Below are 22059 nucleotides of genomic sequence, written 5' to 3'. Positions count from 1 at the left end.
TGTTGTTTATTTATACGTGTAATGGCGATGTAGCATTGCGCTCTAAACAAATTCATGGACAAGAACACTGGCTGAAAAGTCATTTTTTTAGCAATGAAAAGTAAGCGCTTTCTTTTTTGGGGGCCAAAAACAATCCGTTTTTTAGTTAAAACATGATGTTAATAACTATCAAGGACACATGGAATGACAGTGACAAATAGCAAATTCAAACTGGCCAATACGGTATTAGCTGCCGCTTTGGCTCTTGCGTTAAGTGGTTGTGCTGACGAAGTAGTAAATGGCGAAACCCCCGCAAATCCAGTAGAGCCTACCGATCCAGTTGAGCCAACTGATCCAGTAGGCAACGACCTGCTGGTGTTTAATGATGCAGTGAACCCTTATTGGCCTGCATGGGACTGCTGTGGTGGTACCACACCAACGAATCCAATTGAGCTTAGTGACTACGGCATGGTCACCGAGTTTGCGATTAATGCTCAGCCAGCGGTTTTAGGTTTTGTACGTGATAGTGAGCGTGGTGCTCTAGATGCAAGTGCAATGGAAAGCACTGGTACTTTGGAGTTTGACCTTAAAATGACAGCCAGCCCAGGCGATGTGAACTGGGCGGTAAAATTAGAAAGTAATGGCGGCATTCAAAATGACGCCGGTGGTGAAGAAGTTGAAATAATGATCACCGCGCCGGTGTTAGATACTTGGCAGCACGTTAGTGTGAACCTTGCAGACTTAGCGACCCAAGGTTTAGACCTAAGCAGCATTGATAACATCTTAATCTACCCAGCTTGGGGAGAAGGTGAAGGCGCAGTTTACCGCGTAGACAATGTAGAGTTTGTGGCAGACGGTAATACCACCGACCCTGTTGATCCGGTAGAACCAACTAACCCAGATGCTGACAGCGGAACAAAACTATCATTAGATTTACCCATGACAGATTTTGGTGGTGCGGTAACCGAGTTAGCCGCAGCTAATCCAGCCTTAAATGGCATTACCGCTTACAGCACTAGTGCTACGGTAATTAAAACTACCAAAGCAGCGGCTGCAGAAGACTGGGCTGGCACCACACTGGGCGATACGGCCACCTTAGCCATTACCCAAGATCGCAGCATTATAAGTGTGTGGGTGTATTCACCAGAATCGGGCGTACCAGTGCTGCTTAAAGTAGAGAATGCAGACGACGATACACAAACTGCCGAGGTACTTGTTTACACTACTGTGGCGTCTGCCTGGGAAAAACTTAGCTTCGACTTTACCAATGTTGCAGATGGTACCCAGCAACTTAATCCAGAATTTACCTTTAACAAAAAATCAATTTTCTTCGACTTCTTAGTGGAAGCCAGTGAAGACAAAGTTTTTTACTGGGATGACGTGACCTTTGTAGAGCAAGAAGACACTACTGACCCAGTTGACCCAGTTGACCCAGTTGACCCAGTTGACCCAGTTGACCCAGTTGACCCGCCTGAAGGTGACTCAGTGGTAATTTTCAATGATGCCGCCAACCCAAGTTGGATCGCCTGGGATTGTTGTGGCGGTACCACACCAGCCGTGGTGACCGATAGCGATGATAGCTATGGAGCAGCCACCGAGTTAGAAGTAGTTGGCGAACAGGTTAATGGCTTTAGTAGCCGTGCCGATCACGGCGCTACCAACGGATCGCCTATTGATGCGAGTGCTTGGGCAAACGGTGGGTCTATCTCTTTTGACTTGAAATTGACCGCTGAAGGTGGCGCAACCGATTGGAAGTTTAAAGTTGAATCAAACGGCGGAACTAACTTTGCTGAACTGAGCTTAGCCGAGCTTCCAGAGCTAGATACTTGGAAGCACTACAGCTTTGACTTAGCGGAGTTACAAAATGCAGGACTAGATCCAAGCGCTATTGACGTAGTGATGATTTTTCCAGCATGGGGAACAGGCATCGGTTCTAAATACTTAGTCGACAACGTTCAAGTCTCTTCCACTGGCGGTAGCGAAGCGCCAATCGCTGGTGATGACAACACTGTAACCATTGATGAAGGCATAGACTTCGAAACCAAAACACTGAGTTGGGAAGTATTTGAAAACGACGACAACCCAGTTATTGAGTTTGTTGCTAACCCTGATACTTCTGGCATTAACGGCTCTGCTACGGTGGCCAAAATTACCGCTCGCGCAGCGGGAGCACCATGGGCTGGCACAGTGACTAGATCAGTAGAAGGTTTTGAGCTTAACGCTAGCAACAGCACTGTGAAAATGATGGTTTATAAAGACAAAATCAGCGCAGTACGCCTTAAGTTAGCAGCGGCTAACCAATGGGGAGCAGAGATTCTTGCGAGCAATACTAAGGTGGGTGAATGGGAAGAGCTGACTTTTGATTTTAGTCAGCACCCAGAGTTTGCCGCAGCTGCTGCACAAGGAGATATGGTTGAAATTGTGGTATTCCCAGACTTTGATGACCCCATCGTAGAGGTTCGCCCTGCTGATACCGTTATGTATTTCGACAACATCAGCTTTAGCGCTCAACCGTAAGCTTAGATTGCAGGGGCATTTTGCTAAGTGCCCCTGCATTTATTCGTCACCGAGAATGCGCTAAACGTATTCTCATTTTCAAGGAAGTATCAGGTTAATTGTTTCAATTTAACTGGTGGAAAAAAGATGAAAATATGTAGTTTAAAATCAATTTTGCTGGCCGCCATGTCGGTATTAATGGTGGCTTGTGCCGATGAGCCACTGAATGATTTGGGTGATCCGGGCACAGGTCCAGGAACAGGCACCGAGCTTGCTCCTCAACCTGGCCTTGGTAGCGTTTATCCTAGCGCTCTAAACGGCGATGTAATCTTGGGTAACCCCGATTACTTGGCTATTTCTTATGGTGCTTGGCGTTCAACAGTAAGAGAAAGTGGCGTTAATGTACCTACGGTTGATATGCATAAAGAAGACATGCAAATTTTATCGGCCATGGGCATAAAAATGCTCCGCACCTACAATACTCAGGGTTTCATTGGCCTTGATGGTAAAAGCAATACCGAGAACCTATTACAAGCCATTGCCGAGCTAATGGCCGAAGATGAATCTTTTGAAATGTACGTGCAGTTAGGGGTATGGATTGATGCCCTAAACTCATGGACTGATCAACCAGTGATTCACGATCAAGAGAACCCTGAAAATGCTTTAGAAATGGCTAAAGCCAAAGAGCTTGCCTTAGCTTACCCAGAAATCATCAAAGTGATTGCGGTGGGTAATGAAGCAATGGTTAATTGGGCGGAATACCATGTGGTACCTGGCATTATCCTTGGTCACGTTAACGACTTACAGCAATGGAAATCTGAGAACCCTTCGGTAGCCAATATTTGGATTACCAGTTCTGATAACCATGCGGTATGGGCAGGCATCGACGACAGTGCCAACATTGGTGAACAAGCAGATCTTATCGCATTGATTGAAGCAGTAGACTATGTGTCTTTACATACCTACGCTCACCACGACACGCTTTACGACCCTACTTTTTCTGCCGATTGGAAAGTACCTGCCAGCGAGCAAGATTTAACCGTGCAGGAGCAAGTTGATTCAGCAATGGATAAAGCCTACTTGCATACCGTGTCACAAATTAAAGTGGCGCAAGACTTTATCAATACCATTGATTCGAGCAAGCAAATTCACATCGGTGAAACGGGCTGGTCTACGGTTTCAAATGAAAACTTTGGTGCCGGCGGCACTCAAGCTGCCGACGAGTACAAGCAAAAAGCATTTTATGATGCAATGCGTACTTTCTCTAACGATTTTGGTGCGTCACTGTTTTTCTTCCAAGCCTTTGACGAGCCATGGAAGGGTGATGAAAGCAACCCGGGCCACTCAGAAAAACACTTTGGCTTAATTGATATTGACGGCAATGTTAAGTACCTAGCTTGGGATAAAGTAGAGGCCTTAAACAGCGCTGGTTTAACCCGCGGTGATGTATCGTCGTTTACTGCTAGCTTTGGCGGTGACTTTGATACTTTAATGGCGACTATTTTACCACCTCCTTATGCACCTGTTGTTACCCCTCCTGAAGAAGGTGAGTTTGTAGTATTGAATACTGCCTTATACGAAGGTGCGGTTGCCTATGGTTGGGACAGCCCTGCTACCGCTTGGGCTGGTGTCGATGATGCCACTGGCGTATTAACCATTGCTTCAGATCCTGCTACTGCCAAAGATTGGGGTTGGGGAGCTGGCGTAGGTATTCCTGGACAAACTAGTAACCTTTCAAGCTCTACCCAAATCACTTTCGAAATTAAAGGCGATGCTGCTTATGGCTTCTACCTTGGTTTCCAAACAACGGCCTCGGGCGGCACTAATCATTGGGTTCGCTTTAACGATGGCCAAGGTTACACCCTAACTGACCAGTGGGTTGAACACACTATTAGCTTAAGCAGCTTCTCTAACTTTGCTGCTGCTGATCTTAGCGTGGTTAACTCACCGTTCACTATTGCGGATCTTTATGCTGAATCAGGTGGCAGTGCGCCAACCTTAAGCAACATAGAAATTCGTAACATTTCTTGGTTGGAGTAAAGCGCCTCTAACCATTAGCTAGCGTACCAGTCGTTAGCGCGTAAGCCAGAGGCGATGATTAAACCTGTTTGATCATCGCCTTTTTTATTTAGCCCTTTGCTCGGCTGCGATCTGCGTGGCTAGCAAAACGGCTCAGCTTAACTCAAGGATAGTAAGCAAGATGTTTTCTCAAGACGATGCAGTAAGCCGTTTTACAGTTGCTAAAAAAGCAACGCTGTTGGCTGGTTTGTTTTTTGCAGCTACTTCATCGGCGCAAGCCGGCTGGGAAGTACAGTGGATCGACACCTTTGATGGTAGCCGGGTAAATTGGAGCAATTGGACCGCTCAAACTCAAGCAAACTATAACAACGAAGTGCAATGTTATACCGACGATGATTACTCTGATGAGCGCAACTATGAGGTATCGGAAGGTAGCTTAAAAATTATCGCCCGCAAAAAGACTCAAAACTGTGCAACTTTAGGCGGTCAACAAAAAACCTGGACCTCAGGGCGCTTAAATTCAAAAGACAAACGAGAGTTTCTGTATGGTCGTATTGAATCGAGGATCCGTTTTCACAACCTAGAAGCGGGTACTTGGCCAGCGTTTTGGATGTTAGAAAACCGCATTGCCGAGCAGCCAATAAAGGGTGATGGCGATAATGTAAATTGGCCAAATGTTGGGGCAGGTGAAATAGATGTATGGGAATGGTTTTCTAATGAGCCAAATACCTATATTACCAACTTCTTTAATGTATCAGGCTGTGGTGAAGAGCATCGTTATACTTATCCAAACGGTGGTAGCGATGTATTAAATTGGCACAAATACGCCATGGAGTGGAGCGAAGACAAAATAGACTTTTACGTTGATGAGACCTTGGTAGTTAGCCAGAATATTAGTGGCTGCAACCAATATCAAGAGCCTATGTTTGTACTGCTTAATCTGGCTATGGGCGGCAATTTAGGTGGTTTTATCGATCCCAATTTAGCGCTTGCCACTATGGAAGTCGATTACATTGCCCATTGCCAATTTAGCGATAGCAGTGACGCCAGCTACTGTGATGAGAATGCGCCCCGAGCCGATGATTCTGAGCCTAGCGACAGTTTAGCCAGTGTTGAACTTAGCCTTACTCAAGCAGGTAATGATACTCGCTTAGTCGACCCTGCTGCCGGCATGGTTACGGTAACTGCCAACATTGAGCAGGGTGAAGAGCCACTCGACAATTACAGTTTGTATTGGCAAACCGATGAACTACCTAGTCCAATTATGCAGGGAACCACTTTGCAGTTTGACCCTGCGTCAATGCTTGATGGCAGCTACTCCCTGCAAGTAAGCCTAGAGCATAACGCTGATAGCCAACTTAGCACCCGCGATGGTTTAGATTTTACTGTGCAAGCAAGCAGTGAGCCTGTTGATGGTCAATCAGATGGTGATTCGGGTGGTGGCAGCTTTGGCTTAGCAACTTTGCTTGGTTTAGCTGGTCTGCTGGTTTTTCGTCGTAAACACTTCAAATAAGCGCTGATTTAAGCGCTATTTCATTTTTGGCTAAGCCTTTTTGCGCTTAGCCAAGCTTTACCTTTCGCCTTGCTGTCCCCAATCGGGTAGGCACTTTTGCACCTGAAATTTATTAAAATTAATAAGGATATTAGTGATGATTGAAATGCTCAAAATTTACTTTTTGGCAATATGTTGTGCCTTAATGCTGGGGTGTGGAGGCAGCAGCGAGACAGACCCCGAGCCACAAAACGCTTATCAAGTTGCTGTCACGGTAGTGGATGCAAATAGCCAATTACCATTAGCAGATGCTCAAGTAAGCATTGCAGAGCAGGCTCAAACAAGTGATCAACAAGGTTACTCTAGCTTTGAGCTAGCTGCTGGTAGCTATTCCTTGAGCGTGAGTTTGGCTGGCTATCAAACTCACCAACAATCTATAGAGCTTGGCGAGCAAGGCTTAAGCTTAAATATCAATTTAGAAGCGCTGCCAACAGTTAGTGGGCCTTTATATGTTTTTCACTCCGACAATGATAGCTCGTATAACATTGAACACTGGGGAGATAATTGGGGATCTGGTAGTGTAATTAGTGACCTTGATGATGCAAGTATGGGTCGCGTTGTTAATATCACCAGTGGCACCGCCTGGGGCAATAAAGCGTCAATTGCCTGGGGGAATGAGCCTGAAAATGCGGTAGCGATTGATGCTTATACCCACCTTAGATTTAAGATAAAAGCCAATTCCTTTACTGCGGTAGAGGTGGTATTGCAAGGGCCAAGCAATCCTGAATCTAAAGTCGCTTACGCCTTGAGCAGCGGCACGCCATTAGAAGATGGTTGGGTAGAAATGGAAGTTCCTCTGCCCTATGGCTTTAGCCAGCTAACTTGGCTAGGCTTAATTTTTGATAGCACCATCAGTGATAGCTTGTTGCTCACAGATATTTACATGTTAAGCCAAGAGCTAGTGACTAGCCAACCAAGTAGCGCTGCACCACAGCCACCAGCCTTAGCCGACAACGAAGCAGTAGTGATTTTTAGCGATAGCTTGAGTGAAGACCAATATATATCGGTGTGGAACTCCAACTGGTGGAATGCGCCATTTTACTCGCCAGGTGTGATCGATGATAACAATTATGCCCGTTATTAGATTGCTGGATTGGGCGTAGAAGGCGGTGTTACTGGTATCGAGTTTGGCATTGAAAATGGCAGTGTAGATGCCTCTTCTCACGTGAATATGAACCTAGATTTGTATTTAGAGGCGGGCATTAGCCAAATGGAGATCCACTTAGTTTCTAGCGATGGCTCAGCTTTGTATTGTGTTATTTCTCCTCAAACTGAGCAATGGGTGTCTTATCAAATTCCCTTTGCCGAAATGCAAGATGCTGATGGCGACGGTGACGGCGTATTAAACCCTGCAACGTTAATTATGGCCGGCATTAAGTTGTGGGGAGAGCAGGGTAAAGCAGTGTTCCTAGATAACCTGTACTTCTCTGGCCAGTCAAATACCTTTGAGTTAGCAGTAAGTGTTGTAAACCAATCCTCTCAAGCCATTGCTGGTGCACAGGTGAGTGTGGGTGAGCAAAGTGCAACTACTAACGCCAGTGGTGTGGCTTATCTTAGCCTTGCCGAAGGTGAGCACAAGGTTAAAGCCGATGCTAGCGGTTACGGAGCTGCGCAAAAAAATCAGCAGTTATTGGGAGCTGATGCCAGCCTAGAAATTGTGCTGGCAGCAGAAAACCCTGGACCAAATGTTGCGGCAAACGTTCCTAGCGTGAGTGATGATGAGGTATTGGTTTTATACAGTGATAGTTTGCAGGTAGATAAGCCAATTTCTTATTGGTCTGATAATTGGTGGAATGCGCCAAGCCATAGTGAGCTACAAATTGCAGGTGACAATGTTGCTCGCTTGCAGATTATTCCAGATGGCGTTGAAGGCGGCGTAACGGGCATTCAATACGGTATTCAAGATGGGGTTGTGAATGCTTCTGGCATGACTGGCTTGCGCTTTGATATGTATGCTACCAGTGGTGTTAGCCAAGCGGTATTCCAGGTTGTCTCTGCCAGTGGCCCGGTTATCCATACCATGCTACCTGTAGCAACCGAGCAGTGGATTAGTGTTGAGCTAGTATTTGCAGATATGGTTCAACCCGGTGCATTTGACGCCGCCAGTTTATCACAACTTGGTGTGCAGCTTTGGGGTACCACCAGTGATAGCGTATATCTAGACAACATCTACTTCTACTAGCTTGCATAGCTAACTTAACAAAAAGGAAGCCTTGGCTTCCTTTTTTAGTTGTGTGGTTTGCTCGTTTATTCGCCGGGCGGATTAAGTGTGATTATGCTTGCTGGAGCGAGTTGGTTGAGTTTATCCCAGCCTTGCTTAAAGTCGCTTTCACTAAAAAACAGCTGGTTATAGCTGCCGTCATTTAGAGCTAGATAAAGCCCTTTTTCTAAACGTTCTGCGAGCTCAATATTGTCTTTATTCACGTAGAAAAAATATCGACAAGTGTACTTGAGAACCACGTTATCCAGTAATTCAAACTGATTGGTGTGAGCTGCAAGCTCAGACCATACCTCATGCGCACCGCGTGAAAGGTATTCAAAGCGGCCTGCGGCCAACATAGGTAATAAGCTATGGTTTACCGAAGTAACAGGCTCGATGCCGTTGTAACGCATTACTTTGGTATCACTCCAATAGGTACCAGAGCCTGCACTAAATTGACGAAGTTGGCGTAAAGTCTTTATATTTTCAAAGCGCTTGCTATCGCCTGCTTGTACTAACAAAAAGCGATATTGGCCAAGGTCTTGTAATAAGTCGAACTTAACAGGGCGCAGTGTTTTATTACGCTGTTTAGTGGCTGTGGACCACATTACGTCTATGTATTGCTTGTCTTGTAAATAGCGGCGCAAGCGCTCATTGCTTAGCTCTCGCTCAAAAGGTTGAAGATTGGCAATGCCATACTCTTGTTCGGTTTTGGCTAGGGCAAGTGCCAGAACTTTTTCAAAATATTCTGAGCGTTGGCTGAACTTAGGATAACTAATGGTTTGTGGGTTATCAGCCATAGCATCATAGGGCAGCAATAGACCTAGCAATAGTGCAGTGGCGAGTGTTGGCTGTGCCCAAGGCCGTATGAGTATTCGCATCATATTTAACTAAATTCTATTTTGTTTCGGCCATTCATTTTGGCCTTATATAGCGCTTCATCCGCACGCTTAAACCAAGTATCAATGTTGGCCGAGTTTAGCTGTGCAACGCCAAAGGAGCTGGTTACTTGTTGTTGCTCTATTAGCGGGCTGTTCGCGATAAGTGATCTAATGTTTTCGGCTAAGACACAGGCCCCTTTTAACTGGGTATTAGGACACACAATCACAAACTCTTCACCGCCCCAGCGGGCAAATACATCTTGGTCTCTAATAACCTCTGCTACTTGCTGACTGATAGATACTAATACTTGGTCTCCCACATCATGACCATGTTGATCATTTATTTGTTTAAAGTGGTCAATATCAAACATGATTAAGCTGGCTGCTTTAGATGAATGGGAGAACTCACTCATCAATGTGGAGAGTGTGCTACTTAAGCCGGCTCGATTAAGCAATTTAGTGAGGGGGTCGTGCTTTGCCATGGTTTTATATTTATCGCGCTCAATGCTCAAAAAGCTATTGATTTTATTAAGCTCTTCAGTTTGATTTTTCGATATTATGTATTTATTGCGCATTTTTCCGGTAAGGAAAATAGCATGTACCACTATGCTGGCAATCCATAGCGACAGCAGCAAAAAGTACAAATCTCTAGCGTTTATCCACTTACCACTAAAGCTAAAGGCATGCAGGGTAATTTCTAAATCTTTAAGTGAACGATTGTCGCCAGTCGCAATTTGTAAATACTCTACATTATCTAACCTAGCACCAGTGTCTATACCGTAGGGTTTGGCAAATACCCACCAAGATGGCACATAAAACTGATTTAACGCTAATTGATATTGAGCGCGTCCAATGGTTGGGTTGATGGCTTGAATATTGGCGCGAGTATGGCTGATTCTGCCATTACCATTTGGTAAGTCTTGCTCATTATTGAGCAGGTAAATCAGCACAGTGTCGCGCCTTAGATCAACGGTGGTTAAGTCTATCGTTAAAGTGTCAAACTTAGATAAGTCGGCATATTGTTTTAGCTTGGCTTTAAGTGGAATTAACATACTGCAAAATGGAAAGGTATGAGTGTTTACGGTTTTGCAGTGCAAAGTGACATTGGCATCGTTAACCTTAAGAGTACCAACAGATGCCCCCCCATTTATGTCATCGTTAAGTGCCGTCGCATTAAAGTGCTGATCAATCGGGTAGTTTAGCGACATGTTCATACCAAACTGTTGCCACAACATAAGGCTAATGGTGAATACCACCAACAAGGGATAGTAGATTTCTTGTCGACAATACTTCATTACTTTTGTTACCTCTGGTATTGCTTAGCGCAGTAATGCTATCTGGTAGGCATCTCACAAAACGCGTTATTGATTAATATTTGCCTTGTATTTGGCAGCAGAATTATTACATTGATAAAAAGAAAGCGCTTACTTTGGTGTGTTGAACGTGAAGTTTGTCGGTATTTTTACTCTAAAATGCTAAGCGGAACACATTTATAGGTACTAAGTGGCAGGGCTGGAAGGCCCGTAGCACGCGGTGTGGCGTGCATTGCTAGAGATAAAGGGAACTGTTATGAAAACAATTTTGGCCGCAAGTATAGTGTTAGCCTTGACCGCTTGTAGTAATAATCAAAGCATGATTGTTGACTACGGAACTGACGATACCAAAGATATTCAGAAAATTGCGCCAGAAGAAGGTTATGCAGCCTTAAAGCAAGCTGCAATATGTTGTGAATCTTTAAAGCAGCTTGATTACCAATTAGTTACTGCGCCAGGCAAGTTAGATTTTACTATTACGGCCAGTGACCCGGTATTTAACTTTAGCTCTGGGCGCTCCTTTGTAAAGGCATTTGAGCTACCTAATGCGCAAGGAGCAACCAATATTGATGTATCGGCCCCTATAGTAAATAGTGTGTTTGTACCATCGATTTTGGTGCTTGATGAAGATCATCAACCTTTGCAGTTATTCGACGACACTACGATTAACTACGATCCCAGCTCTATTGTTAGCGTAGATCGTTATTACGGCAATATATTGCTGCCGAGCCGCTACGGAGACCAGCAAAAGGCGAAATACCTATTGGTGTTTACTACCACCGAAGCAATGCAGCAGCAAACTAAGCTGAACCCACCAGACAGTAAGGCCGCAGAAACAGGCAGGGTGGATGTAAATATGAAGATTCATATGAACAAGCCTGTACCACATACTGCCATTGGCGCCGCTCGCCTCGCTTTTGATTATGTCCCAGCAGAGAAGCAAAATGCTGATGCGCTTGCTGCAGCTGCGGTAGTTACAACTAGCAATAGCGCTGTAAAGGTAGAACCTAGTCAATCTAGTGTCGATAGTATTTCCGCTAACTCAGCCAGTAGCAATACGCAAATATCTAGCATAGAACCAGAGGTAGCGGCCATGTTTGAGCAACTTATTCAGCAAGCAGTTGCCGATGGGAACTATGACAAAGCTCTAAAAATAGTTAAAGACGCTGAGCAAGCAGGTTTAGTGAATGCCAATGAGGTTTTTGTTAAGGCTGTAAAAGCACAGTAAAGTTTAGTTATAACCTTCTTCACACTCTAGTTAACTGCGCCCGCTGGTAACGTAGAGTGTGAATTTGCTACAAAATTCTTAACCTATCTCCACTTAGCTTGGTTTTATTCATATAATTCTTTGATTTATATATATTTAATTCATTTAAATTCAAATAGTAAGCGCTTTCTTTTTGTGTGGGGGCGGTCACATTATGTTATTTGCTAAATATTTATACTAAAAATGAAAGTTTTTTAATGTGTTTTTACTGGTCTTTGTCTCATTAAGCCGTTTGTGGCTGTTTTGTGAGCTTTGTGCATTAGAGATTTTCATTTTTTTAGCCAATAAAACCATGCCAGATAACTGGGATATGGTTGGCAAAGAGTGGGCCGAAACGGGCTACGATTTAACCGCTATTTATACCCTTAATAGCTTCTTTGGTATTCCTGGCAATGGCTTCTCTAAAATTATTGCTCAAGCAGGTAAAGGTTTAGGTTCGGGCAACTTGCTAGCAGGTACTATCACTTCTTATAACGCTTACCATCCTGGTTCGCAGTTCCAAGGTGAGCACCCCGATTGGACCTGGAGTTCAGCGTCTGCTGGTGGTGACGCGAACCGCTTGTTAACCATGGTTGATGAGAAAGATACCTCGGCCCGTTTATTACTGTGGGGCGGTTACACCTTAGATAATGGCATTGGCTTCTTCCCGTCTATTCAAGGTCAATACAATGACCACCACGAAAATGATCTAGGTAGTTACGACTACTGGATTTCTGCAATGGTTCGCCCAACGTTCCCTGTAAGCGACCACTTCTACGTACAAGGTGAGTTAGGTTATGTGCACAACAACTGGAGTGGTGCTACGTCTAACCAGTCTAAAATTACTGTTGCGCCAACCTTCATCTTACCTACCGGTATGGGACCTGCTCCAGAAATTCGTTTCTTAGCTACATATCTGCCTAAGTCGTGGACCCACACTAACGAATCGGGTGAGTCAGATAGTGACTTCATCTTAGGCTTCCAAGCCGACGTGTGGTGGTAAACCCTTTAGAGCCTCTACTTAACTAGAGGCTCTAGCTAGTTCAAAACGTTTCCTTTCGTTCTTTACCTTTTTATTGGGGTAGGCGAGGCAATAACGCGGTTAGCTAGGCAGCGAGCAATAGAGAGCTGAACAAGAGCTCGCTAGCTTAAGTAACCACGAATACTGTTTGTGTAGGACTGTATTTAGTAGCGCTTTTGTCTCGTCCTTTTTTAACTATTTGCCAACTTAGGAGTCAGATAATGGTTTTGATAGGAGTATTTATTTTACTGGTAATTAGTTATGTCGTTGTTATTGATATTGTCAACATAGTAAATTCTTGGTGATGTATGATTAGATTGTTCTCAAATAAAAAAGCCCGTAATACCTCGTTGGTAAGGCGTATGTACTTAGGCTTTGCGGTAATGGTGTCGCTGTTTATTGTTACTGTTGTTTTAATGCTAAATGGCACTAGTCGGGTTCACCAGCAACTGCTGATGGTTAACTCCGATGCTCTTCCTTTAGTCACCTATTCCAACCTCACCAGCGTAAATTTGCTGATTGCCGATAAAACCTTTAAAGATTTTCTTACCACAGAAAACAATGCTAAACAGCAAGAGTTTGCCGACAAATTTGAGCAAGACCATCAAGCCTTTTTAGCTGCATTAGCAAAGCTTAAGCAAGCTACACCTAAAGGTTCTTCACTAACTGAGCAACTGTTTGCATTAGAAGAACTAGAGCAACGTTATTTTGCCGAATCTAAACTGGCTATGGCTAACTACCGTAACCAACTTTCTGCTCAAAGTGAGCGCCGAATAACCGCTCGCCGTTTTCAACAACTACAAACCGAATTGCGCTTAGGTATGAGCGAGTTTGTAAATAGTCAAGATGATCTCGCCGTAAAACTAATGGCTAAAAGCTATTTTGAAAAACTAAAACAAACCGAAACCATTACCTCAGATGCCTTGGCTAGTGATGATGTAAAAGCCATTGCCGAGGCAATCAAAAACAATAAGCGAAGTGTTACTAGGCTTAACTTTTCTTACCAAGGCCTGGCCACACAATTGCCCGAACTTAGCCAGCATTTTGACCAATCAACTGAACAGTTTATTCAAGACGTAGGCAAAAAGGGTGGGGTATTAGACTTACATCACCGCTCGGTTAAATCACGCAACTTACTGTATCAAAATATCGCAGTGCTGGCCGAAGAAATAGATAGCGCGCTAGCCATTTTAGGCGAGTTTAGACAAGCGGCTAACGTACTCAAAGATAGCGCTATAGATAGTGCCGAATCTATTTACCGCGACAGTTACCAACACGCTTTTGTTATTGGTGGCGTGGTGAGTGCCTTCTTACTATTTTTGGCGTGGATCCTCTCTCGTAACGTGCGCAAACCACTAGCCAGCATGTTGCAAACTTTAGAGGCGCTTACCGCTGGTGATATGCGCCAGCGAGTGGACAATCACAGTTTCATTGAATTTGAACAATTGGGCGCGCACATTAATACCTTAGCGAGCCACTTGCAGAGCATTTTGCAAAAGCTAGGAGTAACTTCTACTAACCTGGCCGAGGTGTCTGCGCAAAACCAGTCTGCTATGTCGGAATCAAGTGATCGCCTTGGCGAGCAGCGCCATCAAACGGCAACTGTCGCGACCGCCATGACCGAAATGGAACACTCAGTTAAAGATGTAGAGGCAAGTGCGAGAAGCTCGATGCAAAAGGTGGGCGATGTAGAGTCTGCAGTGCGCACCGGTAGTTTAGTAATGAGCAACAACACAGCCACTATTAATACCCTATCTGGTCAACTTAATGAGTCGGTAGACGCGGTTTCTGCGGTGCAGCAAATGAGTGTAGACATTGGCTCTATTCTCGACGTAATTCAGCAAATAGCGATGCAAACCAACTTATTAGCGCTAAATGCCGCCATCGAAGCTGCTAGGGCGGGTGAGCAGGGGCGTGGCTTCTCGGTAGTGGCCGACGAAGTGAGAGTGTTGGCAAAACGCACCACTGATGCAACCAGCGAAATTGAAGAAATGATCCAAGGTTTACAAGATAAATCAGAAGATGCTAACGCAGTGATTCAACGCTGTGTGAGTGAAATGCAAAACAGCGTGGAGCATTCAGAGCAAGCTAATAAAGCCATGAATGATATTCAAACCAGCATCGCCGAAATTAGCCAAATGAGCTATCAAATAGCTCATGCCGCTGAAGAGCAAACGACTACCGCCAATATGATTGCTCGTAGCTTGGAGGATATTAATAACGTTGCTGATTCCAATACTCACTCAATGAAGCTTGTAGCCAAAGTGAGTAATAAGCTCGACGAATTAGCCCATCAGCAAAATGAGCTGGTATTGGGCTTTAAAGTGTAAAGAGCGCCAGATAAAGCACAAGGATGTGCTGCGTTAAGTAAAGCAAGGCTCAGTGGTTGATAGCCTGAACTAAGCGTTATCAACTAGGGAAGCAACATGCAACAAATTGGTCATTACAAGGAGTGGGTTTTGAAATCGATTATTTGGCTGGGCTTGTTCGCATTGCTTGTGTCTCCTAGCTTGTTTGCCTACAACAGCTTTAGGGTTAAAAACCAACCCAACGAAACCATTAGTAACAATGCGCAAATCACCTATAAAGAACTGTTCACTAGTGCGGGAGTGCTTAAATCGAACATTCATGGCTTGGTAGGTTTGGTTAAGCATTACGGCATATTCAAACTTAGTTGTGCTGCCGAGGGTGGGGTAAGGGTCGAACACAACATTTTAAGCGCTCAACATAAAACCTTGTACCTCGATGGTAAGGCCTTAGCGGTGGATTTAAGCCACGGTTTGCCTGAACCAGTTATTGCTAATTTAAAAGTGGCTAATTCAGTCAGCTTCGCACAAGAGATCACCAATACTGCTGGAGAGGTTATTCCGGCTAATCAGGTTATTTCGCTAGCAGGCTTCGAGGCATCTTATTATCGGGTGAGTTATTTGTGTAATGAGCAACAGAAAGTGACGGCTGCACTGCGGTTATAGATGGTGCTAGTTCAGCTGGTTCTAGCTGATTGTTCGGTTGGCTAGTTAGGGCTTATTAATCAAACAATAAACCTTTAATTGACTTATTGGTCATTAATGTGTTGAAAGATTATCAAGATATTGATAGCTTTATTTTTTATTTCGACAGCATGGAAGTATTATGGCTTCGTTGGACACTTTTCAGCGTAACTACAATGGACACCCTAGCCAAGGGAGGTTAGCTCAGGAGCGAGTGCGTACCGACCTTAACCCCAGTGATATCCCTAAGCAAATTAAGTCCTTAAAATCGTCATTTAAAGGTTCTTACTTGTATAAAATTGGTCCTCCTTCTCGACCTAGCATTATGCATGACAAAGGACATTTAGTATTACCTAAAGCTGCTCCAACCTTAGGGGATAGGGCTAATTTGTTAAAGTGGAAAGCAATGACCGCTGGCGGTGAAACATTTAGGCCAGATTTAGTCGACGCATTGGCAGCCTATAATCACTTTTTGAGTGGGCAGGGAGCCAATCGAACTTTTGCTTATGACCGCTATGTATCTGGTGATAGAAGCGGCAGAACAACACTCAACAATGCGATAAACCATATTAAGCTCGGAGTTATAGATCTTTGGATCGCAGACCAAAGCCGTACCCAGTTTAATGTTACTGGGCCAGCAATCCCATGCGGGGCTTCTTTGTCTAGCTTTCCCGACGCTGGGTTATTTCCCTATCCTGAAACCGAAAATTGGCAAAAGGCTATTGGAGCCCATACTATTTGGTTAACGGGAAAGGTTAATGTTTCTGTTACAAAAAATACTCCGCATTTCTATTTAATTATGACGCTTCATGCTGAAGACATGTACAACTTTAACCCAGGACAGAAAGACATTAGGACTGGAATACCCGATAGTGAGAATGGACGTTTTACTCAAGTAAGGCTTGCCCATCCTTACCTAAATACTTCTACACTAGTTCGCTCAGTAAATTGGAAAGGGGTGTTACCAAAAGAAGCACAAAGCATGGCTAAGCAAAAGAGCTGGATTGAGCGGGATAGGCAACCCAAACAAAATCGTATGGTGTGGAATTTAATCTAATGAAATGGAATATCTTAATCAGCTCTCTGTTAGCTGTTGGCTTAACTACAGGTTGTAATGATATGAGTGATAGTAAAAATACCGCCAGGAGTACAATCGAGTACTCTGAAAGCGCAGAGGAACTAGCAAGGTTTATGAACCTCGATGGTTTGCAATTAGAGTCTGTGAATTGGGCTACAGGAAGCACTATTCGTGGTGAACAAGAAGGGTTGTTGGCTAAAAGCGACGATTGGTGGGTAGACGCAGTATTAACTTTCTCCAGTGAACAAGACATCGATCAAATTACCAAAGACTGTGAATTTCGTTATTCATTGGCCGAAATTGATAGTGGCTTCATTGATGAAACGGTTAAAAAGCTCACCGATAACCCAACCTTTATCGAAAGAACGCCAATGAAAGTGCAGGATGCATGTCGATTTAAATCCGACATATTGGCAAATGGCGTGTTGGTAAAAGACGTTGAAAACAAGCAAGTGTTAGTCAAGTTGTTCACCAACTAATTGCTACAGCTGTTATGAGCCTTTTGGGTATAAAGGCTCATTTTCTGCTAGGTCATACTTCTATCTAGAGCCACAACAGTGTTTTTTGATCCACGCTCTAGTGCCATCACCATCACTTCTAATTGCCCGCCCACTTCTCCCTATTGATAGCCAGTCCTAGCAAAGCTAATATGGCGGTTTTCCGCCCCAAATAGCTCTAAGAATATGAAGGGCTGGATCTTTGGAAGTGAGCGCCAAAAGCAATGGACGCAGCAGATATATCGCTACAGAAGTAAGTTTCAAAATCCACTGCACCAAAACTACAAGCACCTAAAAGCTCTCGAATCTTCTCTTGATTTAAAGCCTACAGATTTATTCTCGGTAGTGTGTTTTGTGGGAGATTCCACCTTTAAAACGACTATGCCCGAAAACGTAACGCATATACGTGGTTGCTTGCGTTACATTCGTTCGAAGCAAGAGAGTAAGTTTACTGAGCCAGAAGTTGCAGCGCTCACCGCTAAGCTTCAGGAGTCGAAGCTTAAAAAAGGCCTTAGAACGTCACTCAACCATAAAGCACATGTTCGTGAGCTGGTGGCTGAAAAAAGCCGTCAGAGGCAATCTGGTGAGTCTTGTCCTAAATGTGGGGCAGAGTTGGTAGAACGATTTGCAAAGCGTGGTAAGAATGCAGGGAATGCGTTTATTGGCTGTTCAGCCTATCCCAGTTGTAAATTCACTCAGTAATTTTAAGAAGTATGCGAGATAGCAGGTTTTTGCCTGAAATCTGCTACATATTTGCTACACAGAGAGCAGAAATAGAAAAGGCGTAGTGGTTATTAACCTTCTACGCCTTTGTATATGGTGGCCCTTCACAGACTTGAACTGTGGACCTAACGATTATGAGTCGTGTGCTCTAACCAGCTGAGCTAAAGGGCCAAATTGGGTGTTGCGAGCTTAGCTCAAACAACGAGGCTGGATTATAAAAAATCATATCAGCCTTGTCTATGCGTTTGAAACTAAGCGCTTATTTATTCGCCGTTTAGCTCACCTATTCGTCTAAGAAGCTGCGTAGCTGCTCAGAACGAGAGGGGTGACGAAGCTTACGCAGTGCTTTGGCTTCAATCTGACGAATACGCTCACGGGTTACGTCAAACTGTTTGCCAACTTCTTCTAAAGTGTGGTCGGTGTTCATACCAATACCAAAACGCATGCGTAGTACTTTAGCTTCACGCGGGGTTAGACCTGCTAGTACTTCTTGAGTGGCAAACTTGAGGTTTTCGCCTGTGGCTGCATCTACTGGCATCGACAGGGTGGTGTCCTCAATAAAGTCACCTAAGTGCGAATCTTCATCATCACCGATTGGTGTTTCCATGGAGATTGGCTCTTTAGCAATTTTAAGTACCTTACGGATCTTGTCTTCTGGCATTAACATACGCTCTGCCAACTCTTCTGGAGTAGGTTCGCGACCCATTTCCTGAAGCATTTGACGGCTAATACGGTTTAGCTTGTTAATGGTTTCGATCATGTGAACCGGAATACGAATAGTACGTGCCTGGTCCGCAATAGAACGAGTAATTGCCTGACGGATCCACCAAGTTGCGTAAGTAGAGAATTTGTAACCACGACGGTATTCAAATTTATCTACGGCCTTCATTAGGCCAATGTTACCTTCTTGGATAAGGTCTAGGAATTGCAAACCACGGTTGGTGTATTTCTTCGCAATAGAAATTACCAAACGTAGGTTAGCTTCAACCATTTCTTTCTTAGCACGGCGAGCTTTTGCTTCACCAATGCTCATGCGACGGTTGATGTCTTTAATGTTATTAATGGTTAAGCCAGTTTCTTCTTCAACACTTTTTAGTTTAAAGATACAACGGCGCACTTCTTCGTCTACTTCCATTAACGCGGGGGCGTAATCTTTAGCAGAGGTTTTGTGCTCGTTAAACCATTCTTCACTGGTTTCGTCTTTAGAGAAGGCTTTTACAAATGCTTGTTTTGGCATTTTGCCTTGCTCTACACACAGCTTAAGAATTAGGCGTTCTTGAGTACGCACACGTTCCATCATGGTACGCATGCTGGCTACTAGCTTGTCGAACAGTTTTGGTACTAGGCGGAAAGTATGGAAAATTTCGCTTAGCTCAAAAATCTCTTTAGTGGCGCGGGCAGACATACGGCCGTGCTTTTCGATAGCTGCGTGAGTTTTTTCGTACTGCTCACGTAAGGTGTCGAAGCGCTCTTTTACCAACTCTGGGTCAAGACCTGTGTCTTCTTCTTCCTCGTCTTCATCTTCGTCTTCGTCTTCAAGATCTTTTTCTTCAAGCTCTGAGCCGATGTGAGTCGCTGTTGGTGCGGCTTCGGCTACTTCGTCTTCGTCGATGAAGCTGTTTACAATATCGCTAATTTTTAGTTCTTCTGCTTGGTACTGGTCGTACATTTCAAGCAAGATAGAAATTGTTTCTGGATACTCAGAAACACTGCGTTGAACTTCGTTAATACCTTCTTCAATGCGCTTGGCAATGTCGATTTCGCCTTCGCGGGTAAGTAGTTCAACGGTACCCATTTCACGCATGTACATGCGCACTGGGTCGGTGGTGCGGCCTAATTCTGATTCTACCGTAGCAAGTGCTTGGGCTGCCGCTTCGGCGGCGTCTTCGTCGGTAGTATTTTCGGCCAACAATAAGTCATCGGCATCGGGTGCATTTTCATGTACCTGAATACCCATGTCGTTGATCATTTGAATGATATCTTCAACTTGATCGGAATCTACGATATCAGCAGGTAAATGGTCGTTTACCTCTGCATAAGTTAAGTAGCCTTGCTCTTTACCTTTTGCGAGAAGGAGTTTGAGTTGAGACTGTGGGGTTTGTTCCATAGATGTCATCCGAAGTAGATTAAGCTAGCAAAACCATAAACGTAAGCGCTGCAAGCGCAAACGAAGAATTATATCAAGTATGGGTTAAAATTTCTATATCAAGGGCATTTAACCAAAAACTTTTTGTTTATTCCTTAAACAAGCCAATTAAGGCTTTAATTCCACTACTAATTGCTGCATTTCGTATTTCTCTTCTACGCTAAGTGTACCTTGCAGTGACTTAACATTGAGTTGCTCGTAACGCTGCAACAGCAGTTGCTCCACAAAACTGGCAATAATATCTTGCAACTCGTCTGGGTAGCCTGATTCGTCAATTTCTAAATTATAGCCTGCCAGTGCACTCAAATGTTTTTGCTCAGGCTGTTCGCGCCAGCGTTCAATTAGCTGGCCAGTGGTTATCTCGGGTTTTTTGTGTATTTCGCCAATGAGCGCTAATAACAGTGGCATGCCTTTAATGTTAACTTGCTTAAGCTGCTCTGAAGGCGGCAATTCATTAGCAATATCAGGTCGTTGCAAAATCATCGCAATAGCTTTTCGCATTGGGGTGATTTTGAGTGAGTTGGCCTGTTTGTTTTGGGGCTTGGGGTCGCTTGCGGCAAAAAACTTAGTTAAGCGGTTACTATCCCAGCGCAACCATTTGGCCAACTCGCCCTTGAGCATTTCGCGATAAAATTCAGCTTGGACCGGCTTAATTAGCTCAGAGGCGCGGGCTGCTAAATGGCTTTTGCCCGCATCTGTAGTGACGTCGATTTCTTGGCTTAAACGCTCAAACATAAAGCGTGATAAAGGCATGGCCTTGTGCATGCGTTGTTCAAAGCCGTCTTTACCTTCTTGGCGAACCAAAGTGTCTGGGTCTTCCCCGTCAGGTAAAAACATAAACTTAAGTTCTACGTTGTCGCGTAAATGCGGTAGGGCATTTTCTAGGGCGCGCCACGCTGCATCGCGGCCTGCACGGTCGCCATCGTAGCAACAAATAATTTGGTTGCTGGTTCTAAATAGCGTTTGTAGGTGCTCTGGGGTGGTAGAGGTACCTAGTGAGGCAACCGCATAGTCAATCTCAAATTGGGCTAAAGACACCACATCCATATAGCCTTCTACCACTAGTATTTGTGGTATTTGCTTATGCGCTTGGCGCACTTCGTAAAGGCCGTAGAGTTCACGCCCTTTATGAAATACGCTGGTCTCTGGTGAGTTTAGATACTTTGGTGTGCCGTCGCCAAATACTCGCCCGCCAAAGCCAATATAACGACCACGTTTATCACGAATTGGAAACATCACTCTATCGCGAAAACGATCGTAGCGGCGGCCTTTGTCGTTTTCTATCGATAATCCGGCATCGACAAGTTGTTGGCTGGCCTGCTTAGAGCCACCAAGGGCTTTACCTAGCGCATCCCACTCATCGGGCGCATAACCAATGGAGAAGCGTTGTACCACCTCGCCACTTAAGCCACGGCTTTTTAGGTAGTCGATAACCTGTTGTTTGTTGGGGTTAGTACGTAGTTGCTGCTGAAAAAAGCGGCTGGCGTGGCCAATCAGTTCGTATAAGTCTTTACTGGCTTGGCGTTGTTGTTGGCTTTTTTCTTTATCAAATTTACTGTTGTTGCTGTTTTCTCGCTCTACTTCCACACCCATTTGGCTGGCCAAGTCTTCAATGGCATCTACAAACTCCAGTTTGTCGTATTCCATTAAAAAGCTGATGGCATTGCCGTGGGCACCACAACCAAAGCAGTGATAAAACTGTTTGTCTTGGCTTACGGTAAAAGAGGGGGATTTTTCATTATGAAAAGGACAGCACGCTGAGTAGTTTTTGCCGGCTTTTTTTAAACGCACACGTTGGTCGATAAGGCTTACGATATCGGTACGAGCCAATAAATCATCGATAAACTGTTGCGGTATTCTTCCAGCCATTCACTACCATCTTCAGCGAAAATTAAAAACAAACAAGCCGTGAACTCAA

General features: G+C 44.4%; 16 protein-coding genes and 1 tRNA gene. 12 read left to right on the top strand and 5 right to left on the bottom strand.

What is annotated here, in order from left to right; all coding sequences use genetic code 11:
- The first annotated feature begins 183 nt into the window (after positions 1-183).
- The 5 genes from LQZ07_RS20945 (at position 184) to LQZ07_RS20925 (ending at position 8228) form a co-directional block, all read left to right on the top strand.
- A complete protein-coding gene (locus LQZ07_RS20945) occupies positions 184-2496 on the top strand; it encodes a hypothetical protein (protein ID WP_152784227.1) in 2313 nt (770 codons plus the stop codon).
- Between the two features lie 126 nt (positions 2497-2622).
- A complete protein-coding gene (locus LQZ07_RS20940) occupies positions 2623-4515 on the top strand; it encodes a hypothetical protein (protein WP_152784229.1) in 1893 nt (630 codons plus the stop codon).
- 160 nt (positions 4516-4675) lie between these two features.
- Positions 4676-6007, top strand: coding sequence for a family 16 glycosylhydrolase (locus tag LQZ07_RS20935; RefSeq protein ID WP_016401626.1), 1332 nt, complete (start codon positions 4676-4678; stop codon positions 6005-6007).
- A gap of 136 nt (positions 6008-6143) precedes the next feature.
- Positions 6144-7130 carry a carboxypeptidase-like regulatory domain-containing protein gene (locus tag LQZ07_RS20930; RefSeq protein ID WP_152784231.1) on the top strand — a complete coding sequence of 329 codons (987 nt, stop codon included), beginning with the start codon at positions 6144-6146 and terminating at the stop codon, positions 7128-7130.
- A 9-nt stretch (positions 7131-7139) separates the two neighbouring features.
- Positions 7140-8228 carry a carboxypeptidase-like regulatory domain-containing protein gene (locus LQZ07_RS20925; protein WP_152784233.1) on the top strand — a complete coding sequence of 363 codons (1089 nt, stop codon included), beginning with the start codon at positions 7140-7142 and terminating at the stop codon, positions 8226-8228.
- A 65-nt stretch (positions 8229-8293) separates the two neighbouring features.
- On the opposite strand, the gene LQZ07_RS20920 is transcribed toward LQZ07_RS20925, so the two are convergent.
- The gene (locus LQZ07_RS20920) at positions 8294-9130 is read right to left on the bottom strand and encodes a hypothetical protein (RefSeq protein ID WP_152784235.1); all 837 of its coding nucleotides are present in this window, start codon (positions 9128-9130) and stop codon (positions 8294-8296) included.
- A 2-nt stretch (positions 9131-9132) separates the two neighbouring features.
- Positions 9133-10422, bottom strand: coding sequence for a GGDEF domain-containing protein (locus LQZ07_RS20915; RefSeq protein ID WP_152784237.1), 1290 nt, complete (start codon positions 10420-10422; stop codon positions 9133-9135).
- Between the two features lie 274 nt (positions 10423-10696).
- Here LQZ07_RS20915 and LQZ07_RS20910 point away from each other — a divergent pair, with 274 nt between their 5' ends.
- The 7 genes from LQZ07_RS20910 to LQZ07_RS20880 all read left to right on the top strand — a co-directional run bounded on the left by LQZ07_RS20910 (position 10697) and on the right by LQZ07_RS20880 (position 17974).
- Positions 10697-11668 carry a MalM family protein gene (locus LQZ07_RS20910; RefSeq protein WP_016401622.1) on the top strand — a complete coding sequence of 324 codons (972 nt, stop codon included), beginning with the start codon at positions 10697-10699 and terminating at the stop codon, positions 11666-11668.
- A gap of 238 nt (positions 11669-11906) precedes the next feature.
- Entirely contained in the window at positions 11907-12689 is a 783-nt protein-coding gene (locus LQZ07_RS20905) for a carbohydrate porin (RefSeq protein WP_249483338.1), read from the top strand.
- A 326-nt stretch (positions 12690-13015) separates the two neighbouring features.
- Positions 13016-15037, top strand: coding sequence for a methyl-accepting chemotaxis protein (locus LQZ07_RS20900; RefSeq protein WP_152784238.1), 2022 nt, complete (start codon positions 13016-13018; stop codon positions 15035-15037).
- Positions 15038-15166: 129 nt separating this feature from the next.
- On the top strand, positions 15167-15679 hold the full coding sequence (locus LQZ07_RS20895; RefSeq protein ID WP_016401619.1) for a hypothetical protein: 513 nt from the start codon (positions 15167-15169) through the stop codon (positions 15677-15679).
- 160 nt (positions 15680-15839) lie between these two features.
- Positions 15840-16754, top strand: a complete 915-nt coding sequence (locus tag LQZ07_RS20890) for a hypothetical protein (RefSeq protein WP_152784240.1) — start codon at positions 15840-15842, stop codon at positions 16752-16754.
- Positions 16754-17254, top strand: a complete 501-nt coding sequence (locus tag LQZ07_RS20885) for a hypothetical protein (RefSeq protein WP_152784242.1) — start codon at positions 16754-16756, stop codon at positions 17252-17254. The genes LQZ07_RS20890 and LQZ07_RS20885 overlap by 1 nt, the downstream gene beginning before the upstream one ends.
- 204 nt (positions 17255-17458) lie before the next feature.
- Entirely contained in the window at positions 17459-17974 is a 516-nt protein-coding gene (locus LQZ07_RS20880; protein WP_152784244.1) for a nuclease-related domain-containing protein, read from the top strand.
- A gap of 115 nt (positions 17975-18089) precedes the next feature.
- On the opposite strand, the gene LQZ07_RS20875 is transcribed toward LQZ07_RS20880, so the two are convergent.
- The 3 genes from LQZ07_RS20875 to dnaG all read right to left on the bottom strand — a co-directional run bounded on the left by LQZ07_RS20875 (position 18090) and on the right by dnaG (position 22010).
- A tRNA-Ile gene (locus LQZ07_RS20875) sits at positions 18090-18166 on the bottom strand.
- Positions 18167-18278: 112 nt separating this feature from the next.
- Positions 18279-20102: an RNA polymerase sigma factor RpoD gene (gene rpoD, locus LQZ07_RS20870; protein WP_016403356.1), complete on the bottom strand. Its 1824-nt coding sequence runs from the start codon at positions 20100-20102 to the stop codon at positions 18279-18281.
- Between the two features lie 147 nt (positions 20103-20249).
- Positions 20250-22010, bottom strand: coding sequence for a DNA primase (gene dnaG / locus LQZ07_RS20865; RefSeq protein WP_152784246.1), 1761 nt, complete (start codon positions 22008-22010; stop codon positions 20250-20252).
- Positions 22011-22059 lie beyond the last annotated feature (49 nt).

Origin of the sequence: Agarivorans sp. B2Z047 (genome assembly GCF_023373605.1) — a bacterium.
Classification (GTDB): domain Bacteria; phylum Pseudomonadota; class Gammaproteobacteria; order Enterobacterales; family Celerinatantimonadaceae; genus Agarivorans; species Agarivorans albus.
This window is presented reverse-complemented; position numbering and strand designations above follow the sequence as displayed.

Coding starts and splice junctions, on each gene's coding strand:
- LQZ07_RS20945 (WP_152784227.1), top strand. CDS start 184: ATGACAGTGACAAATAGCAAATTCAAACTGGCCAATACGGTATTAGCT.
- LQZ07_RS20940 (WP_152784229.1), top strand. CDS start 2,623: ATGAAAATATGTAGTTTAAAATCAATTTTGCTGGCCGCCATGTCGGTA.
- LQZ07_RS20935 (WP_016401626.1), top strand. CDS start 4,676: ATGTTTTCTCAAGACGATGCAGTAAGCCGTTTTACAGTTGCTAAAAAA.
- LQZ07_RS20930 (WP_152784231.1), top strand. CDS start 6,144: ATGATTGAAATGCTCAAAATTTACTTTTTGGCAATATGTTGTGCCTTA.
- LQZ07_RS20920 (WP_152784235.1), bottom strand. CDS start 9,130: ATGATGCGAATACTCATACGGCCTTGGGCACAGCCAACACTCGCCACT.
- LQZ07_RS20915 (WP_152784237.1), bottom strand. CDS start 10,422: ATGAAGTATTGTCGACAAGAAATCTACTATCCCTTGTTGGTGGTATTC.
- LQZ07_RS20910 (WP_016401622.1), top strand. CDS start 10,697: ATGAAAACAATTTTGGCCGCAAGTATAGTGTTAGCCTTGACCGCTTGT.
- LQZ07_RS20900 (WP_152784238.1), top strand. CDS start 13,016: ATGATTAGATTGTTCTCAAATAAAAAAGCCCGTAATACCTCGTTGGTA.
- LQZ07_RS20890 (WP_152784240.1), top strand. CDS start 15,840: ATGGCTTCGTTGGACACTTTTCAGCGTAACTACAATGGACACCCTAGC.
- LQZ07_RS20885 (WP_152784242.1), top strand. CDS start 16,754: ATGAAATGGAATATCTTAATCAGCTCTCTGTTAGCTGTTGGCTTAACT.
- LQZ07_RS20880 (WP_152784244.1), top strand. CDS start 17,459: ATGAAGGGCTGGATCTTTGGAAGTGAGCGCCAAAAGCAATGGACGCAG.
- rpoD (WP_016403356.1), bottom strand. CDS start 20,102: ATGGAACAAACCCCACAGTCTCAACTCAAACTCCTTCTCGCAAAAGGT.
- dnaG (WP_152784246.1), bottom strand. CDS start 22,010: ATGGCTGGAAGAATACCGCAACAGTTTATCGATGATTTATTGGCTCGT.